The following is a 23686-nucleotide window of genomic DNA, read 5'->3' on the forward strand; positions in this document are numbered from 1 at the left end:
AAGGTGACTTTAGGTCACCTTTTTTATTATCTACTGTGCTAAGTGGATAAAAACTAAGCGCAATTGCCCCAGTTGGTATCTAGACACCTTGCAACGCTTCCCCTATAATCGTTGTCCTATTAAGGCCCCTTAGCTCAGTGGTTAGAGCAGTCGACTCATAATCGATTGGTCCCCAGTTCAAGTCTGGGAGGGGCCACCAAATTTCGAAAGGCGTAGCAGGTTAGTACCTACTACGCCTTTTTTGTGTCTGCTGACTTTGGGTACAGTTGTGGGTGTAGTAATTCGTTGCTCATCTCATCAACAACTTCAAACTTATTACCTTCCTCGGTTCTACCCCCTCTTTCTTTTCGCTTATTACCAAGCTTTCTATATAGTCGTAGAAACAAAATGTCTGCTCGCTATTTAAACCATTGACCCTTTTTCGACTTCTGATAGGATGGACATGTAAACGTATGGACGTCTAAAACAAAAATGGAGTTACAATGAAAAGTATTCGTCACCTAAAGAAACTAGCTTTGGTTCTCACGGCAGTAGTTGGCTTAAGTGCTTGTGGAGAAAAAGATGGCTCTATCATAAAAGTGGGAGCAACCGTAGGGCCTCATGCTCAAGTAGTTGAAGCAGTAGCGAAGGAAGCAGCGAAGCAAGGCTTGAATGTAGAAGTCATCGAGTTTTCTGATTACGTGACACCCAATGCCGCGCTTAGTGATGGTAGCATCGACATTAACAGCTATCAGCACCAACCATTTTTAGACAACTTCAACAATAGTCATGACGCCCAATTAGTGTCGATTGGTCAATCCATTCTGATGCGCATGGGGCTTTATTCTAACAAGTATCGCTCATTACAAGAGCTTCCAAACAATGCACGCATAGCAATTCCAAACGATCCAACTAATGGTGGTCGTGGTCTATTGCTACTCGCCGATGCAGGTTTAATTGAGCTTAAACAAGGTGTTGGCCACAAATCCGCCCTAACTGATATTACAAAAAACGCAAAGTCGTTTGAATTTGTCGAGGTAGATGCCGCCCAGTTACCACGAACATTGGATGATGTAGACGCGGCTGCGATCACAATGAACTACGTAATGTCTTCTGGTTTAGACCCGAAGAAACAAAGTATCTATCTTGAAGCAAAAGACGCACCGCTGGCCGTCATGGTCATCGCTACTCGTGACGCAGACAAAAATAATGAAGCGTATAAAAAATTCGTTTCTATTTACCAATCTCAAGCAATTCGTGATTATCTCGATCGTACGTTCAAAGGCACAATAGAAGCAGCTTTTTAATCAATAAAGCAACGAATACTTTGCCCACGAATCAGATAGAAAAGAGGCTAATGTTTTCTCATAGCCTCTTCTTTTCATTACTCACTAAATCGACTCATTGTCGACTTTCAGCCTCTAACTTCATTGCCAAATAAGCTTGGTCAGCAGAAACCAATTCAGGACGGTTAATCAACTTCCAGAGGAAATATGGTGGAATTAAAAATACGATGAAGTAGAGAGATTCATGGAAGAAAACATCGGCTATCGTTTGCTGATGCTCCCAAAGTGCCGTCAGTGCAAAGAGCTCTAACATCACGCCTAATACGCCAAAGACGACAGAGACAACAATCGCTAAACCCAGTAGTTCTCTAATAAAGTGCTTGTATGCCATGATACTAATTCCTTCTAGCAATAAGTCATACTAACTTACGCTCATAAGAACGAAGCCAGCTTGACTATCATCAAACTCCCCTCATCACAGTTAAGAACTTAGTTTTATAAAAAAGGACTTGTATATAGCGCCATTGAAGATTGACCTCTCTATCACAATACAATGACATCATTTCTCGACTTTGAGACTAGCCTTTTACATTTATCAGCAGTGTAAACAAGAGGTCATAATGAAAAAATATACCTACCCTTTACTTGCCATCTCAGGCGGTCTTTTATTGACGGGCTGTGGTAGCGACGACTCTTCATCCGATACAGAAGCAGCCACTTTTTCTCTCAGCGTTTCCGATGCGCCTGTCGACGATGCCAACAAAGTCGTCTTAGCGTTTAAAGATGTTGTCCTTGTACCATTTGCCCCAGAAACTGGCGAACAAACTGGAGAACATATTCTGTTAGATGTTAGTGACAATGGAGCACTACACCAAGTTGATCTAATGGAATATCAGGGAAGTAACGCTAAAACGATCATTAGCGAGCAAGACATCGCTCCTGGTGATTATGCTATGTGTGTGTACGCTAAAGACGGCAAACAATTAAACGATACAACGCTGTCATACGTAGAGAAGACAGACGGCAACATCAAAGGCTTAGTTGTGCCTAGCCGAGGCAGCTGTTTTGGTTTTAAACCAGATACGAGCGATCAAGGTCGCTTGAAGTTTTCGCAAAAAGGTCAGTATGTAAAAGTTCATACTGGTCATAATAGCTATGTTGTCGAGTTTGATTTGCGTAAAGGCCTGGCAGATCCAACAGGCAAAGATTACATGAACATGAACTCTAATGCGGTAAGCTTAGTAAACGCATCAGAATCAGGTCATATCGGTGGTGAAGTCAGCGAAATTCAGTATCAAGCGTGTGAAGCAGACAGTGCAGCATCAAATGCAATAAATGACGTTCCTGCCGTTCACTCAGTCTATCTTTACGCAGGTTCGATGGATCGCTCAACCATGGGCGATATGGGCGCGATGGAGCCACTCCAAGCGCCAGTTGCAGTAGCTAACGTGAATGAATCGCAAGACGAAGAAGGTAATACAACCTACAGCTACGAGTTTGGTTACATTGGCCCAGGCACCTACAGTATTGGGTACACCTGTAGCGCGTATGTTGATACACCAGATAACCATGAAACATCAGAAGATGGCTTCCTGATTTATCAACATTACACACCTGTTGATGTGGTCGAAGGTGAGCATACAGAGCAAGATATTAATCCTATCCTATAGCTCTCGTCTTATCGAAAGCCGCTCATCGTGTGAGCGGCTTTTTGACTATTATTTTAATCCGATAAGTAATACTGAACGGTTGAGACCACTCGTACTTTCTTAATGTAAGGCGTGTTGCTATCTCGGTCATAAATCGAGAACTGCCCTTGCGTGGCACGTTTGATCTTACCCAGTGAACTCTGTGAGTCTTTCGCAAACTTTTGCGCCACTTCGCGGGCGTTTTTGGTCGCCTCTTCGATCATGTCTGGCTTTACATCATTTAGCTTAGTAAAGCTGTACTCAATGCGGTTCGCGTACGGGTCCTGATTCAGCAGTACGCCTTGTTTTCCTAGCTCACCAATCTCATTAATTGCCGCTCGAACCACATCGACACTTTGACTATAAACCGTAACGGTCCGCGAGGCTAAATAACGAAACTCGATATCTTGCTCACTCCCGTATTGCTGTGCTTTTCGGTCAATGACAGCAGGAGAAGAAAGGGAAACGCTCGTTTCAGGGAGCCCTTTGGCACTTAAGAAATCCAGAATCAAACGCGTTTGCTGATCGATGTCATCAAACATAGCCCCCATATCATTACTCGCTAAGGTGAACTGAATTGGCCAGATCACTGTATCGGCAGAGTACTCTCGTTCAGACAATCCCTTCACCGTTACCACTCGTTCATAGGCTTTGTATTTGACTGCCGTTTGCTGAATAAAAAAGCCCAATACTCCTAAACCAATTATCAGACACAGCCCGAGCCATATTGACGCTTTATTGGAAATCTTCTCCATTCATCCTCCTAATTTCGCCAAAAGTAACAATTCGTCGTATCGATAACATAGCTCAACTATGGCCAGAAAATGGCGACCTAAAGCCAAGTTTTTGTCATGTCGTTCGAAATGGTGAATAGAATAAATTACAATTGAACAGTGTTTCATTATGGTTTTTAAGATTATGTTGAAAATAAAATGGCTGGTAGTTCTGAGCGGATTATTTGTCTCAACGGCTTGTTTGAGTACTGACGACTTAGTAATGGATGACAACTCAACACAAGCCCCCCAAGCGGGTATGTGCGATGAAGATCAATGCGAAGGGAAACGCTTTGATGGTCGCATTCTGCTAGATAATGAGCCGACCAAACAGGTCTTGAGCTCACTAGAAAGTCTCGGTGAAACGCTCAACTCTCTGAGTATCCTGATGTTTGCTGGCGACAAAACGTAACGCTAATACGTCCCTATCCCCTCGCCTTTGGTCAACAAAGCTTCACCAGTTTGTCACCAAAGGCTCATGGATTTGCCTCTGAACTGTCATCTGTAATTTCTACTATCCGATCAGCCACTTGTATGCTGAGGTAAATATGGATAGTTCAACCCCTTTTCGTCTCCCTCGTAAAACGCCGTTCGGTATTGGTGAAAACGTTGCAGAATGGGCAACGGGTTTAAGTCAGCTCGATAAATTCTACGCCCAACGCCCCGTGAATGCGGATACCAAAACTTTCTTGCGATTTACGCTGGATATTTTGGGGATCGACTATCGCATTGCCCATGGTTCGCTCGACGCAGTGCCAAAGCAAGGCGCAACCGTCATTGTGGCGAATCACCCTCTCGGTTGTGTTGAAGGCGTGATTCTCGCCGAGCTACTATTGATGATACGAGACGATATCCAAATTTTAGCGAATCAGTACCTAAAAACCGTACCAGAGCTCGACCAACTTTTTATTGGTGTCGACGTATTCGAAGGCAAAGACGCCGTCAAATCGAATATGAAGGCCCTCAGAGCAGCCAACAAACACCTTGCGAATGGCGGCTTGTTATTGGTTTTCCCTGCGGGTGAAGTGTCGCAGTTAGTGGATGCCAAACAACAGCGTTTAGAAGACAAAGAATGGAGCCGCAGTGTCAGTGCGTTAATTCGTAAGAACAAAGCCGCCACTGTTCCCGTCTTCATTCGTGGGCAGAACTCAAAACGCTTCTACATGGCAGGTAAAATCCACCCTCTTTTACGCACCTTGATGTTAGGAAGAGAGCTGCTCAACAAGAGCGCAAAAACCATTGAGTTGTCCTTTGGGCAAGCAATCAAGTTTAAAGAACTCAATAACCTCAATGATGATCAGATCGTCAATTATCTGAGGCTTAACACCTACCTGCTTAACCGCGATGTAAGTGCCACTCAGCAAACGGTCTCAGACAATGCTCTCTTACCTATTGCGGCAGGGTTACCCATAGGCCAATTGCTTGAAGAGCTGCACAGCTTACCGTCAGAAACCCAATTGCTTCAAAGTGGCGAGTTCGACGTATATTGCGCCAGCGCGCAGCAGATCCCATCTCTCCTGCATGAAATTGGCCGCTTGCGAGAACATAATTTCCGTCAAGTTGGCGAAGGGACCGGGCAAGCGATAGACATCGATCATTTCGATCATGATTACCTGCACCTATTTGTGTGGGATCGTGAGAACCAATGTATGGTAGGTGCTTACCGTCTTGGATTAGTTGATCAATTATTGGCGAAATATGGCGTAGAAGGATTGTATTCGCGCACATTGTTCAACTATGACCAACGCTTTCTCGATCAAATGGGTAAGTCGATTGAAATGGGTCGTTCTGTGATTGCCGAGCAATATCAAAAAAGCATGAGTGCCCTACTCTTACTCTGGAAAGGCATAGCGACTTTTGTCCATCAACATCCCGAATACACGCACTTGTTTGGCCCAGTGAGCATCAGCAACGATTACAGCCATACCGCGCGTCAGTTGCTGGCACAATCGATGACCCTACATCACTGCGACAACGACTGCGCCGAATACGTCACTCCGTCAAACCCACTGCCAGAAACCAACTTAAACTGGAATACCAGCATGCTAACCGCATTGGGAGATTTACAGTTGCTATCTCGCGTGATCGCTCGAATTGACGAAGGCAAAGGCGTTCCGGTATTACTGCGCCAATATTTGAGTTTGAATGGTAAGTTGGTGTGTTTTAACGTCGATCCGGCGTTTAACAACGCACTGGATGGATTGATTATGGTGGATTTACGCGATGTGCCTGAGAAAACGCTTGCACGTTACATGGGCAGTGGAAACGCGCGCGAGTATTTAGCTCTGAACCATTAACCGTCGTCGGAGGTATCGCGCTGCTCAAAATCGCTCTAAACAACACAACGCGAGCAGCGTGATGCGTTATTTACCCATAAGACATTAAAAACAAAGTGTTTAGTTAAACTCATCGCAAAAAGGCCAGTCATCTCAAGCTTTAATCCACAAAACGCCAACATCGCACAAACGTTCACGTTATAAACTTTCACAAAACCTCAAAATGGTCATAGATCACATTTTCAATCAAACCTAACGTCAAACAAAATGTGACATTGAACATTTCGAGTATTTAATTTGAGTTGAAAAAGAAATTAAAGGTGATCTTAATCACAATGAATTTTAATTTTATATTTGTCAGAAGATCGAATTGATCACTAATATTTTTATTGACAGATTTGAAAGTCATTTTCTGTTATTAAGTTACATATCAATTAATTGATCATCATCACTTAAAAAATGCTTTTCATCCGAAGAAATGCGGGGGTTGATCACGAAAAACCCGTCGTCAGTTCCCATTGGAAAATGTGTGGTAAATTGATTGGGTACTAAGCAATCAAACAAGCGGTTTTGGCGAACCGTTTACGACAACATATTCATCAGAACATCGAACGGGGAATTGTTATGATATCACCAGATGCCAAGATCAAGATACAAAATTTTGGTCGTTTTCTGTCAAACATGGTAATGCCTAACATCGGCGCGTTTATCGCGTGGGGCTTTATCACTGCTCTATTTATCCCAACCGGATGGCTACCAAATGAGACGTTAGCTTCCATGGTTGGTCCTATGATCACTTACTTGCTGCCACTACTGATCGGTTACACCGGTGGTAAATTAGTGGGCGGCGATCGCGGCGCGGTCGTTGGTGCAATCACTACCATGGGTGTGATTGTCGGTACCGACATCCCAATGTTTATGGGCGCGATGATGGTTGGCCCAATGGGTGGCTGGGCAATCAAAAAATTCGATAACTACATCGACGGTAAAGTAAAAAGCGGCTTCGAGATGTTGGTCAACAACTTCTCTGCGGGCATCATCGGTATGCTGTGCGCCATTCTGGCTTTCTTCCTTATCGGCCCATTTGTCAAAGTGCTTTCAGGCGCATTGGCAGCTGGCGTAAACTTCCTTGTTTCAGCGCACCTTCTGCCACTGACTTCTATTTTTGTTGAGCCAGCGAAGATCCTGTTCCTAAATAACGCGATCAACCACGGCATCTTCTCTCCACTGGGTATTCAGCAAGCGTCAGAGACTGGTCAATCGATCTTCTTCTTGATCGAAGCGAACCCTGGTCCGGGCTTGGGTATCCTGCTGGCTTACATGGTGTTTGGCAAAGGTACGGCTCGCCAAACGGCTGGCGGTGCATCCATCATCCATTTCTTCGGTGGCATTCACGAGATTTACTTCCCGTATATTCTAATGAACCCACGTCTGATCCTTGCGGCTATTGCAGGTGGTATGACTGGCGTGTTCGTTCTAACCATGTTTAACGCGGGCATCGTTTCTCCAGCATCACCAGGTTCAATCTTTGCAATCTTGTTGATGACTCAGAAAGGCTCAATTGTTGGCGTTCTTGCCTCTATCGCAGCAGCAACAGGTGTGTCATTCGCCGTAGCAGCACTACTAATGAAGACACAAACGTCAACAGAGGAAGACGGTGATGAAGCAGCACTAGAAAAAGCAACATCACAAATGAAAGACATGAAATCTGCATCTAAAAACGATGCGGTGGTAAATAGCCAAAGCAAAGGTGACGTAGACCTAGCGACAGTACAAAGCATCATTGTCGCTTGTGATGCGGGCATGGGCTCGAGTGCAATGGGCGCGAGCATGCTACGTAAAAAGGTTCAAGACGCAGGTCTGAACATCCACGTAACCAACCTTGCCATTAACAGCTTACCAGAGAGTGCAGATATCGTGATTACTCATAAAGACTTAACAGATCGTGCACGTAAGCATGCTCCAAATGCACACCACATTTCATTGACTAACTTCCTAGACAGCGAAATGTACAACCAGCTAGTCACCAAACTACTAGCAGCACAAAACCAATCCGCAGCCAATGACGACCAAATGGTAAAAGTGTCGCTCGTGGCAGCAAACGACGACAACTTCGAGCCACAGCAAACGTCGGTGTTCCAAATCCAGCGTGAAAACATTCACCTAGGTTTGAAAGCAGCCAACAAAGAAGAAGCCATTCGCTTTGCAGGCAACAAATTGGTTGAACTTGGCTACGCAGAACCAGAATACGTAGACGCGATGTTTGAGCGTGAAGCGTTGGTTCCAACTTACCTTGGCGAGTCTATCGCGGTTCCTCATGGCACCGTAGAAGCGAAAGACCGCGTGAAGAAAACAGGCATTGTAATCTGCCAATACCCATCGGGTATCCAATTTACTGAAGATGACGACGATGTCGCGAAACTGGTTATCGGCATTGCCGCTAAGAACGATGAGCACATCCAGGTGATCACCACCATTACGAACGCGCTCGATGAGCCGGAAGCAATTGAGAAGCTAACCAGCACCAACGATGTGGAAGAGATTCTGAACATCCTTGGCGGTCAACAAGCGGCTTAATTACTCCTTTAATTTGCTCCTGAGGCAAATGAGGTCAGCTGTCACCCCCTATGCGGTTGGCCTCACCCTAGTTTCGTAAGTCAACATTTTCAGATATTGGTAGGTAAGAATTATGAAAAACGCAGTTCATTTTGGTGCAGGTAACATCGGTCGTGGTTTCATCGGTAAACTCTTAGCAGACGCAGAAGTCGAGGTCACTTTCGCTGACGTTGATGCGCCGTTGGTAGACCAGCTCAGCCACAAACAAGAATACAAAGTGAAAGTCGTGGGCACCGAGTGCCAAATCGACACTGTTACCCACGTCACAGCGGTAAACTCAGCCAGTGATGACGTGATTGATCGCATCGTCAAAACCGATTTAGTTACCACTGCGGTCGGTCCAAACGTATTAGATATCATCGCGAAAACCATCGCGAAAGGCATCGCCAAACGTTTTGAAGCTGGCAATGACGCTCCACTTAACATCATCGCCTGTGAAAATATGGTGCGTGGTACCACACACCTAAAAGGTGAGGTGTACAAACACTTGGATGAATCACTGCACACAAAGGCAGACGAGTTGGTTGGCTTTGTTGATTCAGCGGTAGACCGCATCGTGCCACCAGCAGAAGCCGCCAACGATGATCCACTAGAAGTCACGGTAGAAAGCTTTAGTGAATGGATTGTGGATGAGCAACAGTTTAAGGGCGATATCCCTGACATAGCTGGCATGGAAAGAACCAACAACCTAATGGCCTTTGTCGAACGTAAGCTGTTCACCCTAAACACAGGTCACTGCATTACCGCTTATTTAGGTTGTTTGAAAGGGCACCGTACCATTCGTGAAGCAATTGAAGACCCAAGCATTCATGCCGAAGTAAAACAAGCAATGCACGAAAGTGGCGAAGTGTTGATTCGTCGTTACGGCTTCGACCGTGATATGCACAACGCTTACATCGAAAAGATTCTAGGTCGCTTCGCCAACCCATATTTAGTGGATGAAGTGGATCGCGTTGGACGACAACCAATTCGTAAATTGGGTGCAAATGATAGATTAGTGAAGCCATTACTCGGTACAATCGAGTATAGCACTGAAAATAAAACACTTTTGAAAGGCATTGCCGCTGCCTTGAAGTACACTAACGACACCGACCCACAAGCGGTGGAATTACAAACCTCATTAAAAGCCGTGGGCGTAAAGAAAACGCTAGCAACGTACACTGGCCTGGCTGAAGACAGTGTTGAAGTGGCTCAAATCGAAGTGATTTACCACCAGCTTTAATCGAATCAAGGGGAGCTCTGCTCCCCATAAATATAATTTTAAACAGTTACTCAGTATATGGCAGATAACATCAACGAAACCGAGATCATTGAACGATTAAACAGCGCGCCATCGGTACGAGGCTTTTTTATTGCAGCAGTCGATGTGTTCAACGATTCCATCGACGGGCTAATACAAAGGATCTTTCGTAAAGATAACTTCGCCGTGCAATCGGTTGTTGGTCCCCTACTGCAAGACTCCGGACCGCTGGGCGATCTCTCCGTTCGTTTGAAACTCCTATTTGGCTTAGGCGTACTCCCAGACGATATTTATCATGATATTGAAGACATCATTAAGCTTAAAAACCGACTCAATAGCGATGCATCCGACTACGAGTTCACTGATCCAAATATTCTAGAGCCAATCAAAAAGCTGCACCTGGTAAAGAAAATGGGCATGGTGCAATTAGAAGTCAACGAACCTGATGACGACATCGACCTTGAGTTTTATCAACTCCAACTTCAACGCCAGCAACAAATAATAAAATCAGGTCTCTCGCTCGCCATTGTCGAGATCTGTAACGAACTGGGCAAAGACAGCCCTTTTTAACCCAACCTCCGGCAAGGAACGCCTTCTCTACTAGCCTCTTTTCTTTGCGTATCCTTTCTGTATGACGTGCGTGAAAGCCATCACAGTCCATATTCGTATGTCTCTGTAATATCAGACCAATCTATCGCTGGTATTGAAACGGTATGGCATGCTTTCAATCGAAGACACTAAAACCAAATGGGAGTTTTTCCAGAAACACCATTGGGTATCTCCAGAATTTTCCCGCACTCCCGTACTTGAGTCGTGGGAGCGTTGCATAAAGCAATGCAGTCCTTACACCTGGTCAAAGCCACACATTGCCTCTGGATTTACCTTCTCATCTCTGATGAAACGCAACGAGCACCTCATCGAATGCGCCACGACCGTACTTGAAGACACTTACGACATGCTAGGGGACGAAGACCTGCTATTGATGGTGACTGACGGCAACGGCTGCGTTCTATCTGTTGTGGGACATGACTCTATGCAGCAAGAGATGCAGGCGCTCGGCATTAAACAAGGCTGTTTTCTATCTGAAGGAAAAATTGGCACAAATGCGGTCAATCTCTGTATTAGTACTCATATCCCGAGTGAAGTTTTCGCAGCAGAACATTTCAATCGCCACTTACATTCTTATGCCTCTGTAGCAGCGCCTGTTTTCGACCAGTTTGGCAAGTTACGCGGCACAACATGCCTTTTCAAAAAAGCAGAAACCTATAAGAAAGAAAACTTAGTCATCATCGCGTCGAGCGCGAAAGAAGTCAGTTTGCAAATCCATATTCAGTCGGAACAAGAAAACATTAACCGCCTCACTTGTGCTCACAACGCAACACTAGAATGCATGGATGACGGCCTTCTGGCCTGGGATGAAGAAAGCCGTATCACCATGGTAAATCATCAATCAGAGCGTTTGTTAAACATTGAAGCCAGTCAGGTTTTGGATAAAGAAGTCTTTTCTGTTTTACGTTTCCCGCCAAATGTCCTCAATAGTATTGAGTCGGGTGCAAGCATCAACCGCAAACTCACAACGGTAGAGGTTCGTGGCGAGTTTGTTGAAGCGATAATTACCTTGCGTCCACTCAACGACGGCACACACTTATTGTTCTTGCACCCTATCGATAAAATTCGCGAACTTGCTCAACAACAAATAGGTGGCAGTGCGCGCTATACATTCAGCACTTTGCCTGTCATTTCACGAAAAATGAAGCACGTCATTACCGTGGCAAAGCGGGCCATAAAGTCCAAATCACCGATTCTAATTACGGGTGAAGAAGGCGTAGGAAAAGCTACTCTCGCCATGGCGATTCATAACGAAAGCACCTACAAAGAAGGGCCGTTCATTACGCTCAACTGCCGCTCCATCAATACAGAGCAACTGGTCAAAGAAACCCTGGGATACGACGAGGGACAAGGCATGCCCTCTAAGTTTGAACTCGCCCATGGCGGTACGCTCTTTTTGGAAAAGGTGGAATATCTGTCGCCCGATTTACAAGCCGTGCTACTTAAGTTGTTAAAAACTGGGCTCGTCAGCCGCAGCGACAGTTTGCGATTAATCCCCGTAGACTTTCAACTTATTACGAGCACCGCTTCAGAGATCAGCGAGTATGTCACTCAGCGCTCATTTGGTCGGCAACTTTATTATGAAATCTCCTCGAACGAGCTGCATATTCCACCACTACGAAAGCGTAAAGAAGACATTGAATTTCTCGTCCAGCAGCTTATCAGCCATTATGAACGCCGACACAATGTCACAATCTCGATAGAGCCAGTCGCACTGGAAGCGTTGATGAATTTTCGTTGGTCAGGCAACAACTCTGAACTAAGAAACCGAACTGAGCGAATTTTGCTGAACCGCAGTTCCAACTTAATCAAGCTGAACGATATTCCTGAAGACATTAAACTGAATTCTCGCCATACCGCAGAAAATACGCCAGTAATCACGTTAGAAGAAGCCGAGAGAAGAGCGATTGTTCAGGCTTGGAATCAGTGTGATGGCAAAATGCATGATATGGCGAAAGCATTGCAAATTGGCCGCACGACCTTATGGAGAAAAATTAATAAGTTTGGGCTGCAGGAGCAAATGAAGCTGTATTAAGCCAAGAAGTGGCGTTCCTACAAAAGTAAAACCGGCGTAAGCACGCCGGTATACGTGTACTAACGATAAAGGTATCGATTAAACATCGACAGACAACTGACGAATCTGCGCTTTTAGTCCCGGCAACAAACTCGCACTGGCGCTGAATTTTCGTAACCCCACGCGAAGCAATGTTTCTGTGGCATTTGGATCGCCTGCCATCTCGCCACACATACTGACCGGTATGCCCGCGCGATCGCCTGCTGCACAAGTGAGTTCAATGGCTTTTAGTACCGATGGTTCAAAGTAGTTCACCAATTCGGCAACGGCGGCGTTGCCTCGATCGGCAGCCATAACATATTGAGTCAAATCATTGGTGCCGATAGAGAAAAAGTCGACTTCTTGGGCTAACGCATCAGCATTCAACACCGCGGCGGGTACTTCAATCATAATACCGACAGGCAAATGAGTCGCATCCAAGCCGAGTTGGTTTGCTTTATGCGCCAACAGCGCTTTTACTTTTCTCACTTCTTCAACCTGAGCCACCATCGGTATCATCAATTGAATATTCGGTTGCTCGTGAAAGGCTCTCAGAATGGCTCGAAGTTGGGCGGTAAACAATGACTCATGTTGAAGGCACAACCGCACCCCTCTCAAACCTAAAAATGGATTATCTTCCGATGGCATAGGGTAAGCGGCTAAAGGCTTGTCACCGCCAACATCTAAACTACGAATCGTAAGTGGCTTATCACCAAGTGCGGCGGCAATATCACGATACACTTGATATTGCGCTTCCTCAGTTGGCAATTCATCACTGTTTTGAAATAGAAACTCAGTCCGAAATAGACCAACGCCCTCAGCCCCCGATGTTAGCGCATCATCAATATCCTTTGGTCCGCCAATATTGGCGAATACTGGAATATGGACGCCATCACAGGTGACTGCGGCTTGCTGAGCACTCGCTAGCGAACTTTGTCGGGAGTTTTGCCACTCAATTTGCTGAGCTTCTAATTCCTGCTGTACGACATCTGAAGGAGAGAACCATAAATGCCCTCGGAAGCCATCAATAGTCACCACCTGACCAGCACGCACAGCATCAAGACAGCCCTGAGCTTTAACGATGGCAGGAATCCCCATCGCACGAGCAAGAATCGCACTGTGAGAGGTTTTCCCTCCTTCACTCAAACAGATACCAAGCACTTTAGATTTATTAAGCCCGGCCACATCAGAAGGCATCAGGTCACGGGCCAACACAATACTCGGTTCCTGAATGTCGATGGCATTAGGCGTTACGCCTGTCATTTCGACCATAACTTGGCGTGCGATATCATGCACATCTGCTTCGCGCTCCCGCATGTACTGACTTTCTGCCTGGCGAAACTCTTCGGCCAACGTTTGCAGTGATTCTACCCAAGCTTGCTCGGCTATCATGCCCGTTTGAATTCGCGACTCGACCGATGCCCATAATTCTGGGTCACTGAGCATCATGCTATGAGCGGAAAATATTTCCCCTTTCGGCTGCTTCGCTTGCTCCTGCAAATGTTGAACAACCACGCCTATCGCACGCTTAACCCGTTCAATTTCATCTTGTTCACTTTGGAAATCACGTTCAGGCACAGCTGGCATTTCATGAGTAAAAAGGACAGCAGGAGCAGTAGCGATACCGTCATTGACTCGAATACCAACAACAGCACCTTCAATCTGACTTGGGGCCATGTCATCGAGCAAAGTATCCGAGCTTTCTTCAGGTTCGACAATGCCTTGCTCAACCGCCTCTTTTTCTCCGAAGTGCTCATGAGCTAAGGCTTCAAATGCCTGAATTGCTTCACTAGATTGAGGTCCGTGTGCGCATAAGGTGATCGTCTCTTGACTACGAACGCCAAGTTTCGCAATGCTGTTTAAGCTTTTTGCGTTCACACGGCGCTCGCCTTTTTTCAACCATAATTGGCAGTCAAAAGGCGCGAGTGCACCAACAATGGCCGCTGCGGGACGAGCATGTAATCCATGCGGATTTTGCACTACCCAATCAAATGTCCGCTCGTGTTCAAAGTTCTCTAATACTGGCGCTATCTCAGCGGATGTTAGTGGCTGATCGCCAAGGTGCTCTCGTTTTACGCTTAACGCATTCTGTGCCTCTTCGACTACCGTCGATAAAGGTAGTCCGGCGGCAGCAGCCACCGACGCCGCCATGGTCCCTTCAACAATGGGGGCCGAGATAAGGGTGACATTTTCCCTCACATGATCATCAATCAGATCCAGAGCCATTTCCGTGCTAAGCAACGCGCTGCCAAGATCCATCAACACAACAACCCCTTGTTGATCATGTACCTGCTCAATCGCTTCCATCACGGCAATGGCATCGGTTCCGATCGGGTTCTCTGGGTCATCAATCCCCGCAGCAATCGCAAGCTTGGCTTTGCCTTGCGTCATTTGGGTGGCAAGTTCGGCCACCCCTTCAGCAAGGCGACGACTATGAGATACAACAACAATTCCCACCATCTTAATTACCTGCTATTGCCTGCTGTAGTGCTTTAATCATTAACAAAGAAGAGGTTGCACCGGGATCTTGGTGGCCAATACTACGTTCCCCCAGATAGCTTGCTCGCCCTTTTTTCGCCAACATTTCAATCGTGGCAACCGCGTTCGTTTCTGCTAGCTCAACCATTTCATTCAATAAATGGTCAGCGCTCATGCCATTTTCTAACGACGCCTTCACGCTAACTAAAACGGGTAACCAAACATCACACATGGTTTTATCACCCAGTTCCGCTTTACCACGAGACACCACGCCATCCACACCGCTTTTTAGTGCATCAACCAACTCTTCAAACGTTAGTTGCTCTCGAGTTCCGACAGCGGCAGCCGTGCGAATAAACAGCGTGCCATACAGCGGGCCACTTGCCCCACCGACACTAGAAAGCAAGGTCATGCCCGTATTCTTGAGAATGCTGCCGATATTTTGGTCCGCAAATTGCGGCAGTTTTTCAGCAACTTTTTTAAAGCCTCGGTTCATATTGAGACCGTGGTCGGCGTCACCAATATCACGATCAAGGTCGGTCAGAAAATCTTGATTCTCTTGATACGTTTTTGCACATAGCTCTAACCAGTGAACGATATGTTGTTTTTCAATTTGCATGTTTACTCTCCCCTGTTACCACTTGATCGCGGCCGTATCGACAGGAGCATCAAACAGCTCCAACATCTCTTTATCTGCTTTCAGCAACGTAATTGAAACGCCTTCCATATCGAGTGACGTACAGAAGTTACCAACCATATTACGCACGATACGGAACCCCGCTTGCTCGCAGTTATGAGCAAGACGGCGGTACACTCCGTAAAGCTCTGAAGTTGGCGTACCGCCCATACCATTCACCATCACAATGTAGTCGTGTTCAGCGGCGAAAGGCTCAATGCTGGACTCCACTTCATCCCATTCACCTTCGTCACGATTCCAAATACGCAAAGTGCGCTGATAAGGTGTGTTTTCAGCAACTTCAGCAAACATCTCATCCACTAACGTATCTACATCGGTGTATTTCACTCGCTTGATACCTGGTTCACCATGGATACCAACACCAAACTCCACTTCATCATCTTCCAGAACAAAAGATGGTTTACCCGCCGCTGGCACAACACAAGCATTAAGCGCCACGCCAAATGAACGACAGTGATTATTAACGCGACGAGCCAGAGCTTCACATTGCTCCAACGAATAACCTTTGTTCGCGGCAGCCCCAACTAACTTCTCAACCAATACCGTTCCAGCGACGCCACGGCGACCAGCGGTATACAGGCTGTCTTTGACTGCAACATCGTCATCCACCAACACCGACCCAACTTTGATGCCATCGGTATGAAGCAACTCCACGGCCGTTTCAAAGTTCAACACGTCGCCGGTGTAGTTTTTAATGATAAACAGCACGCCCTCACCAGTATTCACTTGGTTGCCACATTCGTACATTTGATCAGGCGTAGGTGAAGTAAATACCTCACCAGGGCAGGCGCCTGTCAGCATGCCTTTACCAATAAAACCTGCGTGCAAAGGTTCATGACCACAGCCACCACCAGAAACCAGTGCCACTTGCCCCGGCGTTTCCTCATGCCACATGTAACGAGGTTCGTAGTTAGCTTTTAGCTCAGGGCGGGACAATGCCAGGCCCTCCATTTGCTGCAATACAACATCATCGACTTGGTTAATTAACTTTTTCATCGTTCTATCTCATTCCATTTATATTTTTATGTAGGGTATGAATTCATCTTAAACAGAGAAAAAACGTGCTCAACAAAAATCAATCCGTTTCATATTGAAACAACAACTTCGGTATTTTTGTTTCAATATGAAACGAAAAACGACGAATTCGCTTGAATAGTGATCGGCGCCATAAAGCATACTAATGCTTATTACTTCTGACAGTCGGTTTGACACCGAGGTCATAAAAGCATGGAACAAAACCAGAGATATCCTTCACCACTTACCTCACCAAACCTAATATAAACCTTATCGCTACAATGGATTTTCATTGCAGTCCAAAACACACATAAAAAAGGTTAAAGGTTTGAATTATGGACAAAATTATTATCAGCCCAAGCAAATACGTCCAAGGTGAACAAGTACTTACATCTATCGCTCACTATGTGAAAACATTGGGTGAACGTCCGTTAGTCATTGCCGATGAGTTCGTGACTAACCTGGTTGGTGATGACGTCAAACAAAGCTTTGCTGACGAAAAGCTTCCACTCACTATGAACATTTTTGGTGGCGAATGTTCGCGCGTTGAGATTGAACGCATCACGGACATTTGTGCCACTCAAAAACATGATGTCATTGTCGGTATTGGTGGTGGTAAAACCTTAGATACAGCTAAGGCCGTTGCGTTTTACACCAAAATTCCTGTCGTGGTGGTTCCTACGATTGCCTCGACTGATGCGCCGACATCAGCTCTTGCGGTGATATACACACCTGAAGGTGAATTTGCAGAATATTTGATGATCCCTAAAAACCCAGACATGGTCATCATGGATACATCAGTCATCGCCAAAGCCCCTGTTCGCCTACTGGTATCGGGGATGGGCGATGCGCTTTCCACCTACTTTGAAGCTCGTGCCAACATGACTTCTGGTAAGGCAACAATGGCTGGTGGGTTAGCGACGCGTTCAGCACAAGCGCTTGCGAAACTTTGCTATGAAACCTTGCTTGAAGATGGTGTAAAAGCAAAAGCTGCGGTAGAAAATGGTGTGAGCACCAAAGCGGTAGAAAATATTATTGAAGCCAATACATACCTAAGCGGTATCGGTTTTGAAAGCAGTGGTCTAGCGGGTGCTCACGCTATTCATAACGGCCTAACTAAGCTTGAAGAGTGTCATCATCTCTATCATGGTGAGAAAGTCGCGTTCGGCACACTTGTTCAATTGGTGCTAGAAAACGCAGCGATGGAAGAGATTAATACGGTTCTCGCCTTCTGCCGATCGGTAGGTCTACCAACCAACTTATTTGATATGGGTGTTAAAGAGCTTAATCACGATAAGTTGCGCGAGGTCGCCGAAGCTTCAACGGCCGAGGGAGAAACAATCCACAATATGCCATTCCCAGTGACGGCAGAAAATGTCTACTCTGCAATTCTAACCGCTCATCAACTGGGTCAATAACCCAAATAACTTCAAACAAGTTTGAGTCCCAAAGGCAAGCCAAGGCTTGCCTTTTATGCTTCAACTGACTTATCACTTCCATTGACACTTGACGATGGCAACATCATGACAAACTGCGTCTTTTCGTTATCTGATGTTACTTTTATCTGTCCTTCATACGCTTGCACGATAGATTGGGTAATCGACAAACCTAGCCCTGCACCGACGCTGCCGACATGTTGGCGAGACTTATCTGCGCGGTAAAACCGGTCGAAAAGGTACGGTAAGTTTTGCTCGGCAATGGTGTCACCTTGGTTGCTGACCGATATCGTCACCCATTCATCAACCACTTGAACGTCAATCACAATGGTTGAATCAGCATACGCATGACGAATCGCGTTGGAGAGCAAATTGCCCACTGCACGCTCAAACATGTTTTTGTCCATATAGAGCTGACCGTCGCCTGAGCTCACGATTTGCACATCGGCATCTTCGGCCAATATTTCAAAATACGCGACCAAACGGTCGATTTCCTCCTGCACCGCAAACACTTCGTCATGGCGATGAATGAGCTTGTTTTCGGCCTTGGCAATGTAGAGCAAATCGTTGATGGTTTTCGTGATGCGGTTGAGTTCTTCCAACGTTGAGGCAATCGCATCCTGATACTCTTCAGGCGTTCGACACGCACCTAAAATGACCTGATTTTGCGTGGTAATGTTGGTGAGTGGCGTTTTTAACTCATGTGCTATATCAGAAGAAAACTCGCTCAAGCGGCGAAAACCAGTTTGCAACCTATCGAGCATCGCGTTGTGTTTGTTGGCTAACTCGCGCAGTTCTATTGGCAACGAATCGGGGTCGAGACGAATGCCCATTTGCTCTGGTGATATCTGTTGAATGTGCTGATTCAATCCCACAATCGGCTTCAACCCACGTTTTACCATCCAACCGCTCAACGCGGAAGAAATCACAAACGCCAAACCGAGCGCCCAAAACAAAATCCAGTCGAGCTTATCCAAAAACAAAATATGGTGATTGATACTCATGCCGAGCACCACCTGATACTCCCCAGCTTGAAACGCAAACGCGCGAATATTCAGCGAGTCCTCACTCCATTCGATGGCGCGCTCGTGATTTAAGACCTGAGGTGAGCTAATGCTGTAGGCTCGGTTCTGAGGAATCGTCAGGCTCGAATTCTGATACACGTTCTGCTTGCCTTCAAACACCCACATATAGAGCGTACTGTTATTCGCTTGCTTGAACACATCCTCTGGCGAGCGTTTTAACTCGTTCTCAATGGCATTGAACTTACTGGAAATATAGCTGAAATCTTGCGAATAAAAGTGGCGCTCAATGGCGTACTGTAGGATGAAAGCCAAAGAAAAATAGGTAACAAACGTCATGCTAACAAACATCAGCACGAGCTTGTTTTTCATGGAAAAAGGCAGCGAAAACTTAGGCATCACGACTCTCTTCGAGTTTGTAGCCCATCCCTCTGACAGTGTGAATCAGTGGTTTATCGAACGGTTTGTCCACTTTGCTACGCAGACGTTTGACCGCCACATCAATCACATTGGTATCGCTGTCAAAATTCATATCCCACACTAACGACGCAATGGTGGTACGTGAAAGCACTTGGCCAGTTTTGCGCATCAACAACTCAAGCAGGGCATATTCTTTGGCGGTAAGCGACATCGACTGCCCCGCGCGCGTGGCAACGCGTTTGATCATATCAAGTTCTAAATCTGCCACACGTAATGTTTGCGGCGATGCGACCACTTGCGCGGTAATATGATGACGAAATACGTTTTGAACACGCGCCAGTAGCTCCGCAAACGCGTAAGGTTTTACCACATAGTCATTGGCACCCAGCTCAAAACCGCGCACGCGATCTTCCACTTGCTCCTTCGCTGTCAGCATGATCACTGGGGTGTGAATCCCACTACTGCGCAATGTATTAAGCACCTGCCAACCATCGAGTTTAGGCAACATAATGTCGAGGAGGATTAAGTCATATTCTTCACTGGTAGCGTGATACAGCCCATCGACCCCATCATGCACTAAATCCACCACATACCCAGATTCAATCAAACCTTTTTGCAGATATTCTCCGGCTTTGTGCTCATCTTCGACGATCAATATTTTCAACTTTACTTACCTAGTGTGTTAGCGGGAGGGTGAGAACCTAGTATAAAGATCGAAAAAGAGCATGATGTGAACCACACCATACTCTTCCCCATTGGCAAACCATTATCGATTGTTATCGCGTTCGGCATAATGCACTTTGACATTCACTTTGCCCAAATATTCCAACTGACCATCTTCATTCATGCGTTCTTGCACGGTCACGAAGCCACCATCTTTTAAATGCGTACTGCGAGACTTCACATTAAACGTCAGGATATTGAGCTCTTTATTCAGTTCACGAGCCGTCATGGTTTTAAGTGAATTGAGTTCAGACAGTGCCTGTTGATAAGCCTCATCTGACGTTGCTGTCGGCGTAACTGAGATGGTTTTCATCTCTTCGCGGCTCACGTAGTTACCACCAGTGAAAAGTGGTTGAGCGAATGCAGATGCGCTAGTGATTGCCATTACCGTTACAAAAAGAGCAGTTTTGATTGCGTTCATGTTGTTAACCTTTGAGTGCTTGTTTTCAATGAGGTCATTATTGAACACCGCCTCTGACACCATCCTTTCAACAAAATGACATTTTTGTCATGAAAGCAACCTACTGGCGAAGGCTCTTGAGCGTTCCATTACGCTTAGAATAAGACAAAAAAAGCGGCACATACTCTCGCATGTGCCGCTTGGGATTTTTGCTGTTAAGCGTAATTACTCAACCGTTACCGCTTTCGCTAGGTTACGTGGTTGGTCTACATCCGTACCTTTGATCAGCGCTACGTAGTATGACAGCAACTGCATTGGGATGGTGTAGTAGATCGCCGCCGTGATTTCACTAACGTGAGGCATCGTGATGATCTTCATTGTTTCATCGCCTTCGAAGCCTGCGTCTGCATCTGCGAATACGTATAGAAGGCCGCCACGTGCACGTACTTCTTCAACGTTTGATTTTAGCTTTTCAAGTAGGTCGTTACTTGGTGCAACCACAACAACAGGCATGTCAGCATCAATCAGCGCTAGAGGACCATGTTTCAGTTCACCCGCCGCGTAAGCTTCTGCGTGGATGTAAGAGATCTCTTTCAATTTTAGAGACGCTTCCATCGCGATTGGATAGAATTCACCACGACCTAGGAACAGTGTGTGGTGCTTGTCTGCGAAATCCGTCGCTAGTGCTTCAATGTCTTTCTCGAAAGAAAGTGCCGCGTTGATTTGCTTAGGAAGTGCGTGTAGCGCTTCAACAATCTCTTTTTCTTTCTCTTTGCTAACGCGACCTTGCTCTTTACCTAACGCCGTAACCAGCATCAATAGTGCAGAAAGCTGAGTCGTGAACGCTTTGGTTGAAGCGACACCGATTTCAACACCAGCGCGAGTCATGAACGCAAAATCTGATTCACGAACCAAAGAAGAACCTGCTACGTTACAAATGGTCATCGCCGCCATGTAACCTTTTTCTTTCGCAAGACGAAGTGCTGCTAGCGTATCGGCGGTTTCACCAGACTGAGACAACGTGATCAATAGGCTGTTTGGACGAGTCACAAACTTGCGGTAACGGAATTCAGACGCAATTTCTACATCACAGCTCACGCCAGCAATGTCTTCAAACCAGTAACGCGCTGTCATACCTGCGTTGTAAGACGTACCACACGCAACGATTTGTACGTGCTCTACTTTACTTAGAATGTCTGCCGCATGCACACCGATCGCATTAGTTACAACGGAGTCTGCCGTGATACGGCCTTCCATTGTGTTGATCAACGCTTTAGGTTGCTCATAGATTTCTTTTTGCATGAAGTGGCGGTATTGGCCTTTATCGCCAGCATCATGTTCTGCGTTAGATTCTACGATTTCACGCTCAACCAGCTCGCCCGTTGCGTCAAAGACAGTAACTTCACGGCGAGTGATTTCTGCCACATCACCTTCTTCTAGGTACATGAAACGGCGCGTTACATTCAGTAGCGCAAGTTGGTCAGAAGCCAGGAAGTTTTCACCCACACCAAAACCAATTACGATCGGGCTGCCTGAACGTGCAACTACGATGCGTGAAGGATCTTTGCGATCCAACGCTACCGTGCCGTAGGCGCCTTCAAGTTGTTTCGCTGTTTTTTGTACTGCTTCTAGTAGCGTTTCTGAAGTGCGAAGTTCCCACTCAACCATGTGTGCGATAACTTCTGTATCCGTTTGAGATTCAAACACGTAACCACGAGATTGAAGCAATTCACGAAGCTCTTCGTGGTTTTCGATAATACCGTTATGTACAACAGCAATATCGCCAGACATATGTGGGTGTGCATTAACTTCAGATGGTTCACCGTGCGTCGCCCAACGAGTGTGCGCAATACCCGTTCCGCCGATCACTTTTGCTTCTTCTACTGCATCAGCCAGTTCTTGCACTTTACCCAAGCGACGAACGCGCGTTAGGTTTGACTCGCCATCAACAACAGCAACGCCAGCTGAGTCGTAACCGCGATACTCTAAGCGGCGTAGACCTTCAACCAAAATTTCTGCAACATCTCGTTGTGCTACTGCACCTACGATTCCACACATGTGTTTATCTCCGTTTGTAGTTTTGTTCTTCCCTAGCCATGTTTCAGATAGAGGCAGCAAGCAAAGGCCTGTATTCAGAGGGAAGTGAAATATGAAACTGGTTACATTATTAGATTAGGCGCAAATGACTTTCACGCCATGTTGTTCAATCTGTATTTTGTGTTCTTGCTGAATATCAGCATCCGTCACTAGCACATCAATTTGATGCCAAGCGAGCTCTAAATTCGGGATCTTACGACCGATTTTTTCCGATTCGATCATGACGATCACTTCGCGCGACACTTCCGCCATTACCTTACTCAAACCAACCAATTCATTAAATGTTGTGGTGCCGCGTTCGAGATCGATGCCATCCGCACCGATAAATAGCTGGTCAAAGTCGTAAGCTCGTAACACAGATTCGGCTACTTTGCCTTGAAAAGATTCTGAGTGCGTATCCCAAGTCCCGCCAGTCATCAGCAGTGTTGGTTCGCTCTCTAATTCATTAAGGGCGTTAGCAACATGCAACGAGTTGGTCATGACAACTAAGCCACGCTTGTCATTCAACTGTTGAATCAACGCAGCCGTCGTACTGCCACTGTCGATCACGATGCGATTATGGTCTCGAATCAGTGATGCCGCTGCTTTTGCCAAGTTTAGCTTTCGAGTCGAAACATTAGCGCTCAATTCTTCGTGAATGACTTCTGTTGGGATAGCAATCGCACCGCCGTAGCGGCGTAGAAGTTGGCCATTTTTCTCTAAAGAAGCTAAATCCTTTCTAATCGTGACCTCTGAGGTTTCGAATTTCTGAGCGAGTTCGTCAACGCTGACTTCTCCTAGCTCAGAAACCAAGTTAGAAATGGCGTGTCTTCTTAGTTGAGTGTTTCGTTTCGACATTTACGTTTTGAACTTAAGTTTCGATGTGAAACTTATTATAGT

The 23686-nt window shown here is 46.0% G+C and carries 19 protein-coding genes and 1 tRNA gene; 10 read left to right on the plus strand and 10 right to left on the minus strand.

The genetic code is table 11. The features are described from left to right. Positions 1-123: 123 nt before the first annotated feature. Together NL643_RS06085 and NL643_RS06090 are read left to right on the plus strand one after the other, a co-directional pair. Positions 124-199: transfer RNA gene (locus NL643_RS06085), tRNA-Ile, on the plus strand. Positions 200-482: 283 nt separating this feature from the next. Further along, positions 483-1286, plus strand: coding sequence for a MetQ/NlpA family ABC transporter substrate-binding protein (locus tag NL643_RS06090; protein ID WP_253644093.1), 804 nt, complete (start codon positions 483-485; stop codon positions 1284-1286). Between the two features lie 94 nt (positions 1287-1380). Here the strand turns inward: NL643_RS06090 and NL643_RS06095 are convergent, their stop codons facing one another. After that, entirely contained in the window at positions 1381-1656 is a 276-nt protein-coding gene (locus NL643_RS06095; RefSeq protein ID WP_005383040.1) for a hypothetical protein, read from the minus strand. Positions 1657-1885: 229 nt separating this feature from the next. Between NL643_RS06095 and NL643_RS06100 the strand changes: the two genes are divergently transcribed. After that, the gene (locus NL643_RS06100) at positions 1886-2935 is read left to right on the plus strand and encodes a DUF4382 domain-containing protein (RefSeq protein WP_253644094.1); all 1050 of its coding nucleotides are present in this window, start codon (positions 1886-1888) and stop codon (positions 2933-2935) included. 53 nt (positions 2936-2988) lie between these two features. On the opposite strand, the gene NL643_RS06105 is transcribed toward NL643_RS06100, so the two are convergent. After that, on the minus strand, positions 2989-3708 hold the full coding sequence (locus NL643_RS06105) for an SIMPL domain-containing protein (protein ID WP_005392213.1): 720 nt from the start codon (positions 3706-3708) through the stop codon (positions 2989-2991). A gap of 163 nt (positions 3709-3871) precedes the next feature. Here NL643_RS06105 and NL643_RS06110 point away from each other — a divergent pair, with 163 nt between their 5' ends. From NL643_RS06110 to dhaR, 6 genes are all read left to right on the plus strand, one after another. Beyond that, the gene (locus tag NL643_RS06110; protein WP_191907354.1) at positions 3872-4138 is read left to right on the plus strand and encodes a hypothetical protein; all 267 of its coding nucleotides are present in this window, start codon (positions 3872-3874) and stop codon (positions 4136-4138) included. Positions 4139-4274: 136 nt separating this feature from the next. After that, positions 4275-6023 (plus strand): lysophospholipid acyltransferase family protein, encoded by a 1749-nt coding sequence (locus NL643_RS06115; RefSeq protein WP_104971242.1) that lies wholly within the window; start codon positions 4275-4277, stop codon positions 6021-6023. A gap of 603 nt (positions 6024-6626) precedes the next feature. Beyond that, positions 6627-8579 (plus strand): PTS mannitol transporter subunit IICBA, encoded by a 1953-nt coding sequence (locus NL643_RS06120; protein WP_199803709.1) that lies wholly within the window; start codon positions 6627-6629, stop codon positions 8577-8579. Positions 8580-8691: 112 nt separating this feature from the next. After that, positions 8692-9840: a mannitol-1-phosphate 5-dehydrogenase gene (locus tag NL643_RS06125; protein ID WP_253644095.1), complete on the plus strand. Its 1149-nt coding sequence runs from the start codon at positions 8692-8694 to the stop codon at positions 9838-9840. 57 nt (positions 9841-9897) lie between these two features. After that, complete coding sequence (locus NL643_RS06130) at positions 9898-10428, plus strand: MltR family transcriptional regulator (RefSeq protein WP_012841150.1); 531 nt, start codon at positions 9898-9900, stop codon at positions 10426-10428. Between the two features lie 148 nt (positions 10429-10576). Continuing rightward, on the plus strand, positions 10577-12502 hold the full coding sequence (dhaR, locus tag NL643_RS06135; RefSeq protein ID WP_253644096.1) for a dihydroxyacetone kinase operon transcriptional regulator DhaR: 1926 nt from the start codon (positions 10577-10579) through the stop codon (positions 12500-12502). Positions 12503-12580: 78 nt separating this feature from the next. Here the strand turns inward: dhaR and ptsP are convergent, their stop codons facing one another. The 3 genes from ptsP to dhaK are packed head-to-tail and all read right to left on the minus strand — an operon-like array spanning position 12581 to position 16691. Then, positions 12581-14980 (minus strand): phosphoenolpyruvate--protein phosphotransferase, encoded by a 2400-nt coding sequence (gene ptsP, locus NL643_RS06140; RefSeq protein ID WP_253644097.1) that lies wholly within the window; start codon positions 14978-14980, stop codon positions 12581-12583. Between the two features lies 1 nt (position 14981). Next, entirely contained in the window at positions 14982-15617 is a 636-nt protein-coding gene (gene dhaL, locus NL643_RS06145; protein ID WP_005379705.1) for a dihydroxyacetone kinase subunit DhaL, read from the minus strand. A 15-nt stretch (positions 15618-15632) separates the two neighbouring features. Beyond that, a complete protein-coding gene (gene dhaK, locus NL643_RS06150) occupies positions 15633-16691 on the minus strand; it encodes a dihydroxyacetone kinase subunit DhaK (RefSeq protein ID WP_005383055.1) in 1059 nt (352 codons plus the stop codon). Between the two features lie 353 nt (positions 16692-17044). On the opposite strand from dhaK, the gene NL643_RS06155 reads away from it, so the two are divergent. Beyond that, a complete protein-coding gene (locus tag NL643_RS06155) occupies positions 17045-18127 on the plus strand; it encodes a glycerol dehydrogenase (RefSeq protein ID WP_006742744.1) in 1083 nt (360 codons plus the stop codon). 53 nt (positions 18128-18180) lie between these two features. Here the strand turns inward: NL643_RS06155 and NL643_RS06160 are convergent, their stop codons facing one another. The 5 genes from NL643_RS06160 to NL643_RS06180 all read right to left on the minus strand — a co-directional run bounded on the left by NL643_RS06160 (position 18181) and on the right by NL643_RS06180 (position 23644). Then, the gene (locus tag NL643_RS06160) at positions 18181-19566 is read right to left on the minus strand and encodes a heavy metal sensor histidine kinase (protein WP_253644098.1); all 1386 of its coding nucleotides are present in this window, start codon (positions 19564-19566) and stop codon (positions 18181-18183) included. After that, complete coding sequence (locus NL643_RS06165; RefSeq protein WP_029805540.1) at positions 19559-20251, minus strand: heavy metal response regulator transcription factor; 693 nt, start codon at positions 20249-20251, stop codon at positions 19559-19561. Before NL643_RS06165 ends, NL643_RS06160 begins: the two co-directional genes overlap by 8 nt. Positions 20252-20353: 102 nt before the next feature. Further along, positions 20354-20731: a DUF3316 domain-containing protein gene (locus tag NL643_RS06170; protein WP_031815906.1), complete on the minus strand. Its 378-nt coding sequence runs from the start codon at positions 20729-20731 to the stop codon at positions 20354-20356. Between the two features lie 204 nt (positions 20732-20935). Beyond that, on the minus strand, positions 20936-22768 hold the full coding sequence (gene glmS / locus NL643_RS06175; RefSeq protein ID WP_253644099.1) for a glutamine--fructose-6-phosphate transaminase (isomerizing): 1833 nt from the start codon (positions 22766-22768) through the stop codon (positions 20936-20938). A 114-nt stretch (positions 22769-22882) separates the two neighbouring features. Beyond that, positions 22883-23644, minus strand: coding sequence for a DeoR/GlpR family DNA-binding transcription regulator (locus tag NL643_RS06180; protein WP_005392240.1), 762 nt, complete (start codon positions 23642-23644; stop codon positions 22883-22885). Positions 23645-23686: the final 42 nt, after the last annotated feature.

Origin of the sequence: Vibrio sp. Y42_MX_L11, assembly GCF_024181785.1 — a bacterium.
In the GTDB taxonomy this organism is placed as follows: domain Bacteria; phylum Pseudomonadota; class Gammaproteobacteria; order Enterobacterales; family Vibrionaceae; genus Vibrio; species Vibrio diabolicus.

What these genes read in the sequence shown, in the direction of transcription:
- NL643_RS06090 (WP_253644093.1), top strand. Translation starts at nt 483, where the DNA reads ATGAAAAGTATTCGTCACCTAAAGAAACTAGCTTTGGTTCTCACGGCA.
- NL643_RS06095 (WP_005383040.1), bottom strand. Translation starts at nt 1,656, where the DNA reads ATGGCATACAAGCACTTTATTAGAGAACTACTGGGTTTAGCGATTGTT.
- NL643_RS06100 (WP_253644094.1), top strand. Translation starts at nt 1,886, where the DNA reads ATGAAAAAATATACCTACCCTTTACTTGCCATCTCAGGCGGTCTTTTA.
- NL643_RS06105 (WP_005392213.1), bottom strand. Translation starts at nt 3,708, where the DNA reads ATGGAGAAGATTTCCAATAAAGCGTCAATATGGCTCGGGCTGTGTCTG.
- NL643_RS06110 (WP_191907354.1), top strand. Translation starts at nt 3,872, where the DNA reads ATGTTGAAAATAAAATGGCTGGTAGTTCTGAGCGGATTATTTGTCTCA.
- NL643_RS06115 (WP_104971242.1), top strand. Translation starts at nt 4,275, where the DNA reads ATGGATAGTTCAACCCCTTTTCGTCTCCCTCGTAAAACGCCGTTCGGT.
- NL643_RS06120 (WP_199803709.1), top strand. Translation starts at nt 6,627, where the DNA reads ATGATATCACCAGATGCCAAGATCAAGATACAAAATTTTGGTCGTTTT.
- NL643_RS06125 (WP_253644095.1), top strand. Translation starts at nt 8,692, where the DNA reads ATGAAAAACGCAGTTCATTTTGGTGCAGGTAACATCGGTCGTGGTTTC.
- NL643_RS06130 (WP_012841150.1), top strand. Translation starts at nt 9,898, where the DNA reads ATGGCAGATAACATCAACGAAACCGAGATCATTGAACGATTAAACAGC.
- dhaR (WP_253644096.1), top strand. Translation starts at nt 10,577, where the DNA reads ATGCTTTCAATCGAAGACACTAAAACCAAATGGGAGTTTTTCCAGAAA.
- ptsP (WP_253644097.1), bottom strand. Translation starts at nt 14,980, where the DNA reads ATGGTGGGAATTGTTGTTGTATCTCATAGTCGTCGCCTTGCTGAAGGG.
- dhaL (WP_005379705.1), bottom strand. Translation starts at nt 15,617, where the DNA reads ATGCAAATTGAAAAACAACATATCGTTCACTGGTTAGAGCTATGTGCA.
- dhaK (WP_005383055.1), bottom strand. Translation starts at nt 16,691, where the DNA reads ATGAAAAAGTTAATTAACCAAGTCGATGATGTTGTATTGCAGCAAATG.
- NL643_RS06155 (WP_006742744.1), top strand. Translation starts at nt 17,045, where the DNA reads ATGGACAAAATTATTATCAGCCCAAGCAAATACGTCCAAGGTGAACAA.
- NL643_RS06160 (WP_253644098.1), bottom strand. Translation starts at nt 19,566, where the DNA reads ATGCCTAAGTTTTCGCTGCCTTTTTCCATGAAAAACAAGCTCGTGCTG.
- NL643_RS06170 (WP_031815906.1), bottom strand. Translation starts at nt 20,731, where the DNA reads ATGAACGCAATCAAAACTGCTCTTTTTGTAACGGTAATGGCAATCACT.
- glmS (WP_253644099.1), bottom strand. Translation starts at nt 22,768, where the DNA reads ATGTGTGGAATCGTAGGTGCAGTAGCACAACGAGATGTTGCAGAAATT.
- NL643_RS06180 (WP_005392240.1), bottom strand. Translation starts at nt 23,644, where the DNA reads ATGTCGAAACGAAACACTCAACTAAGAAGACACGCCATTTCTAACTTG.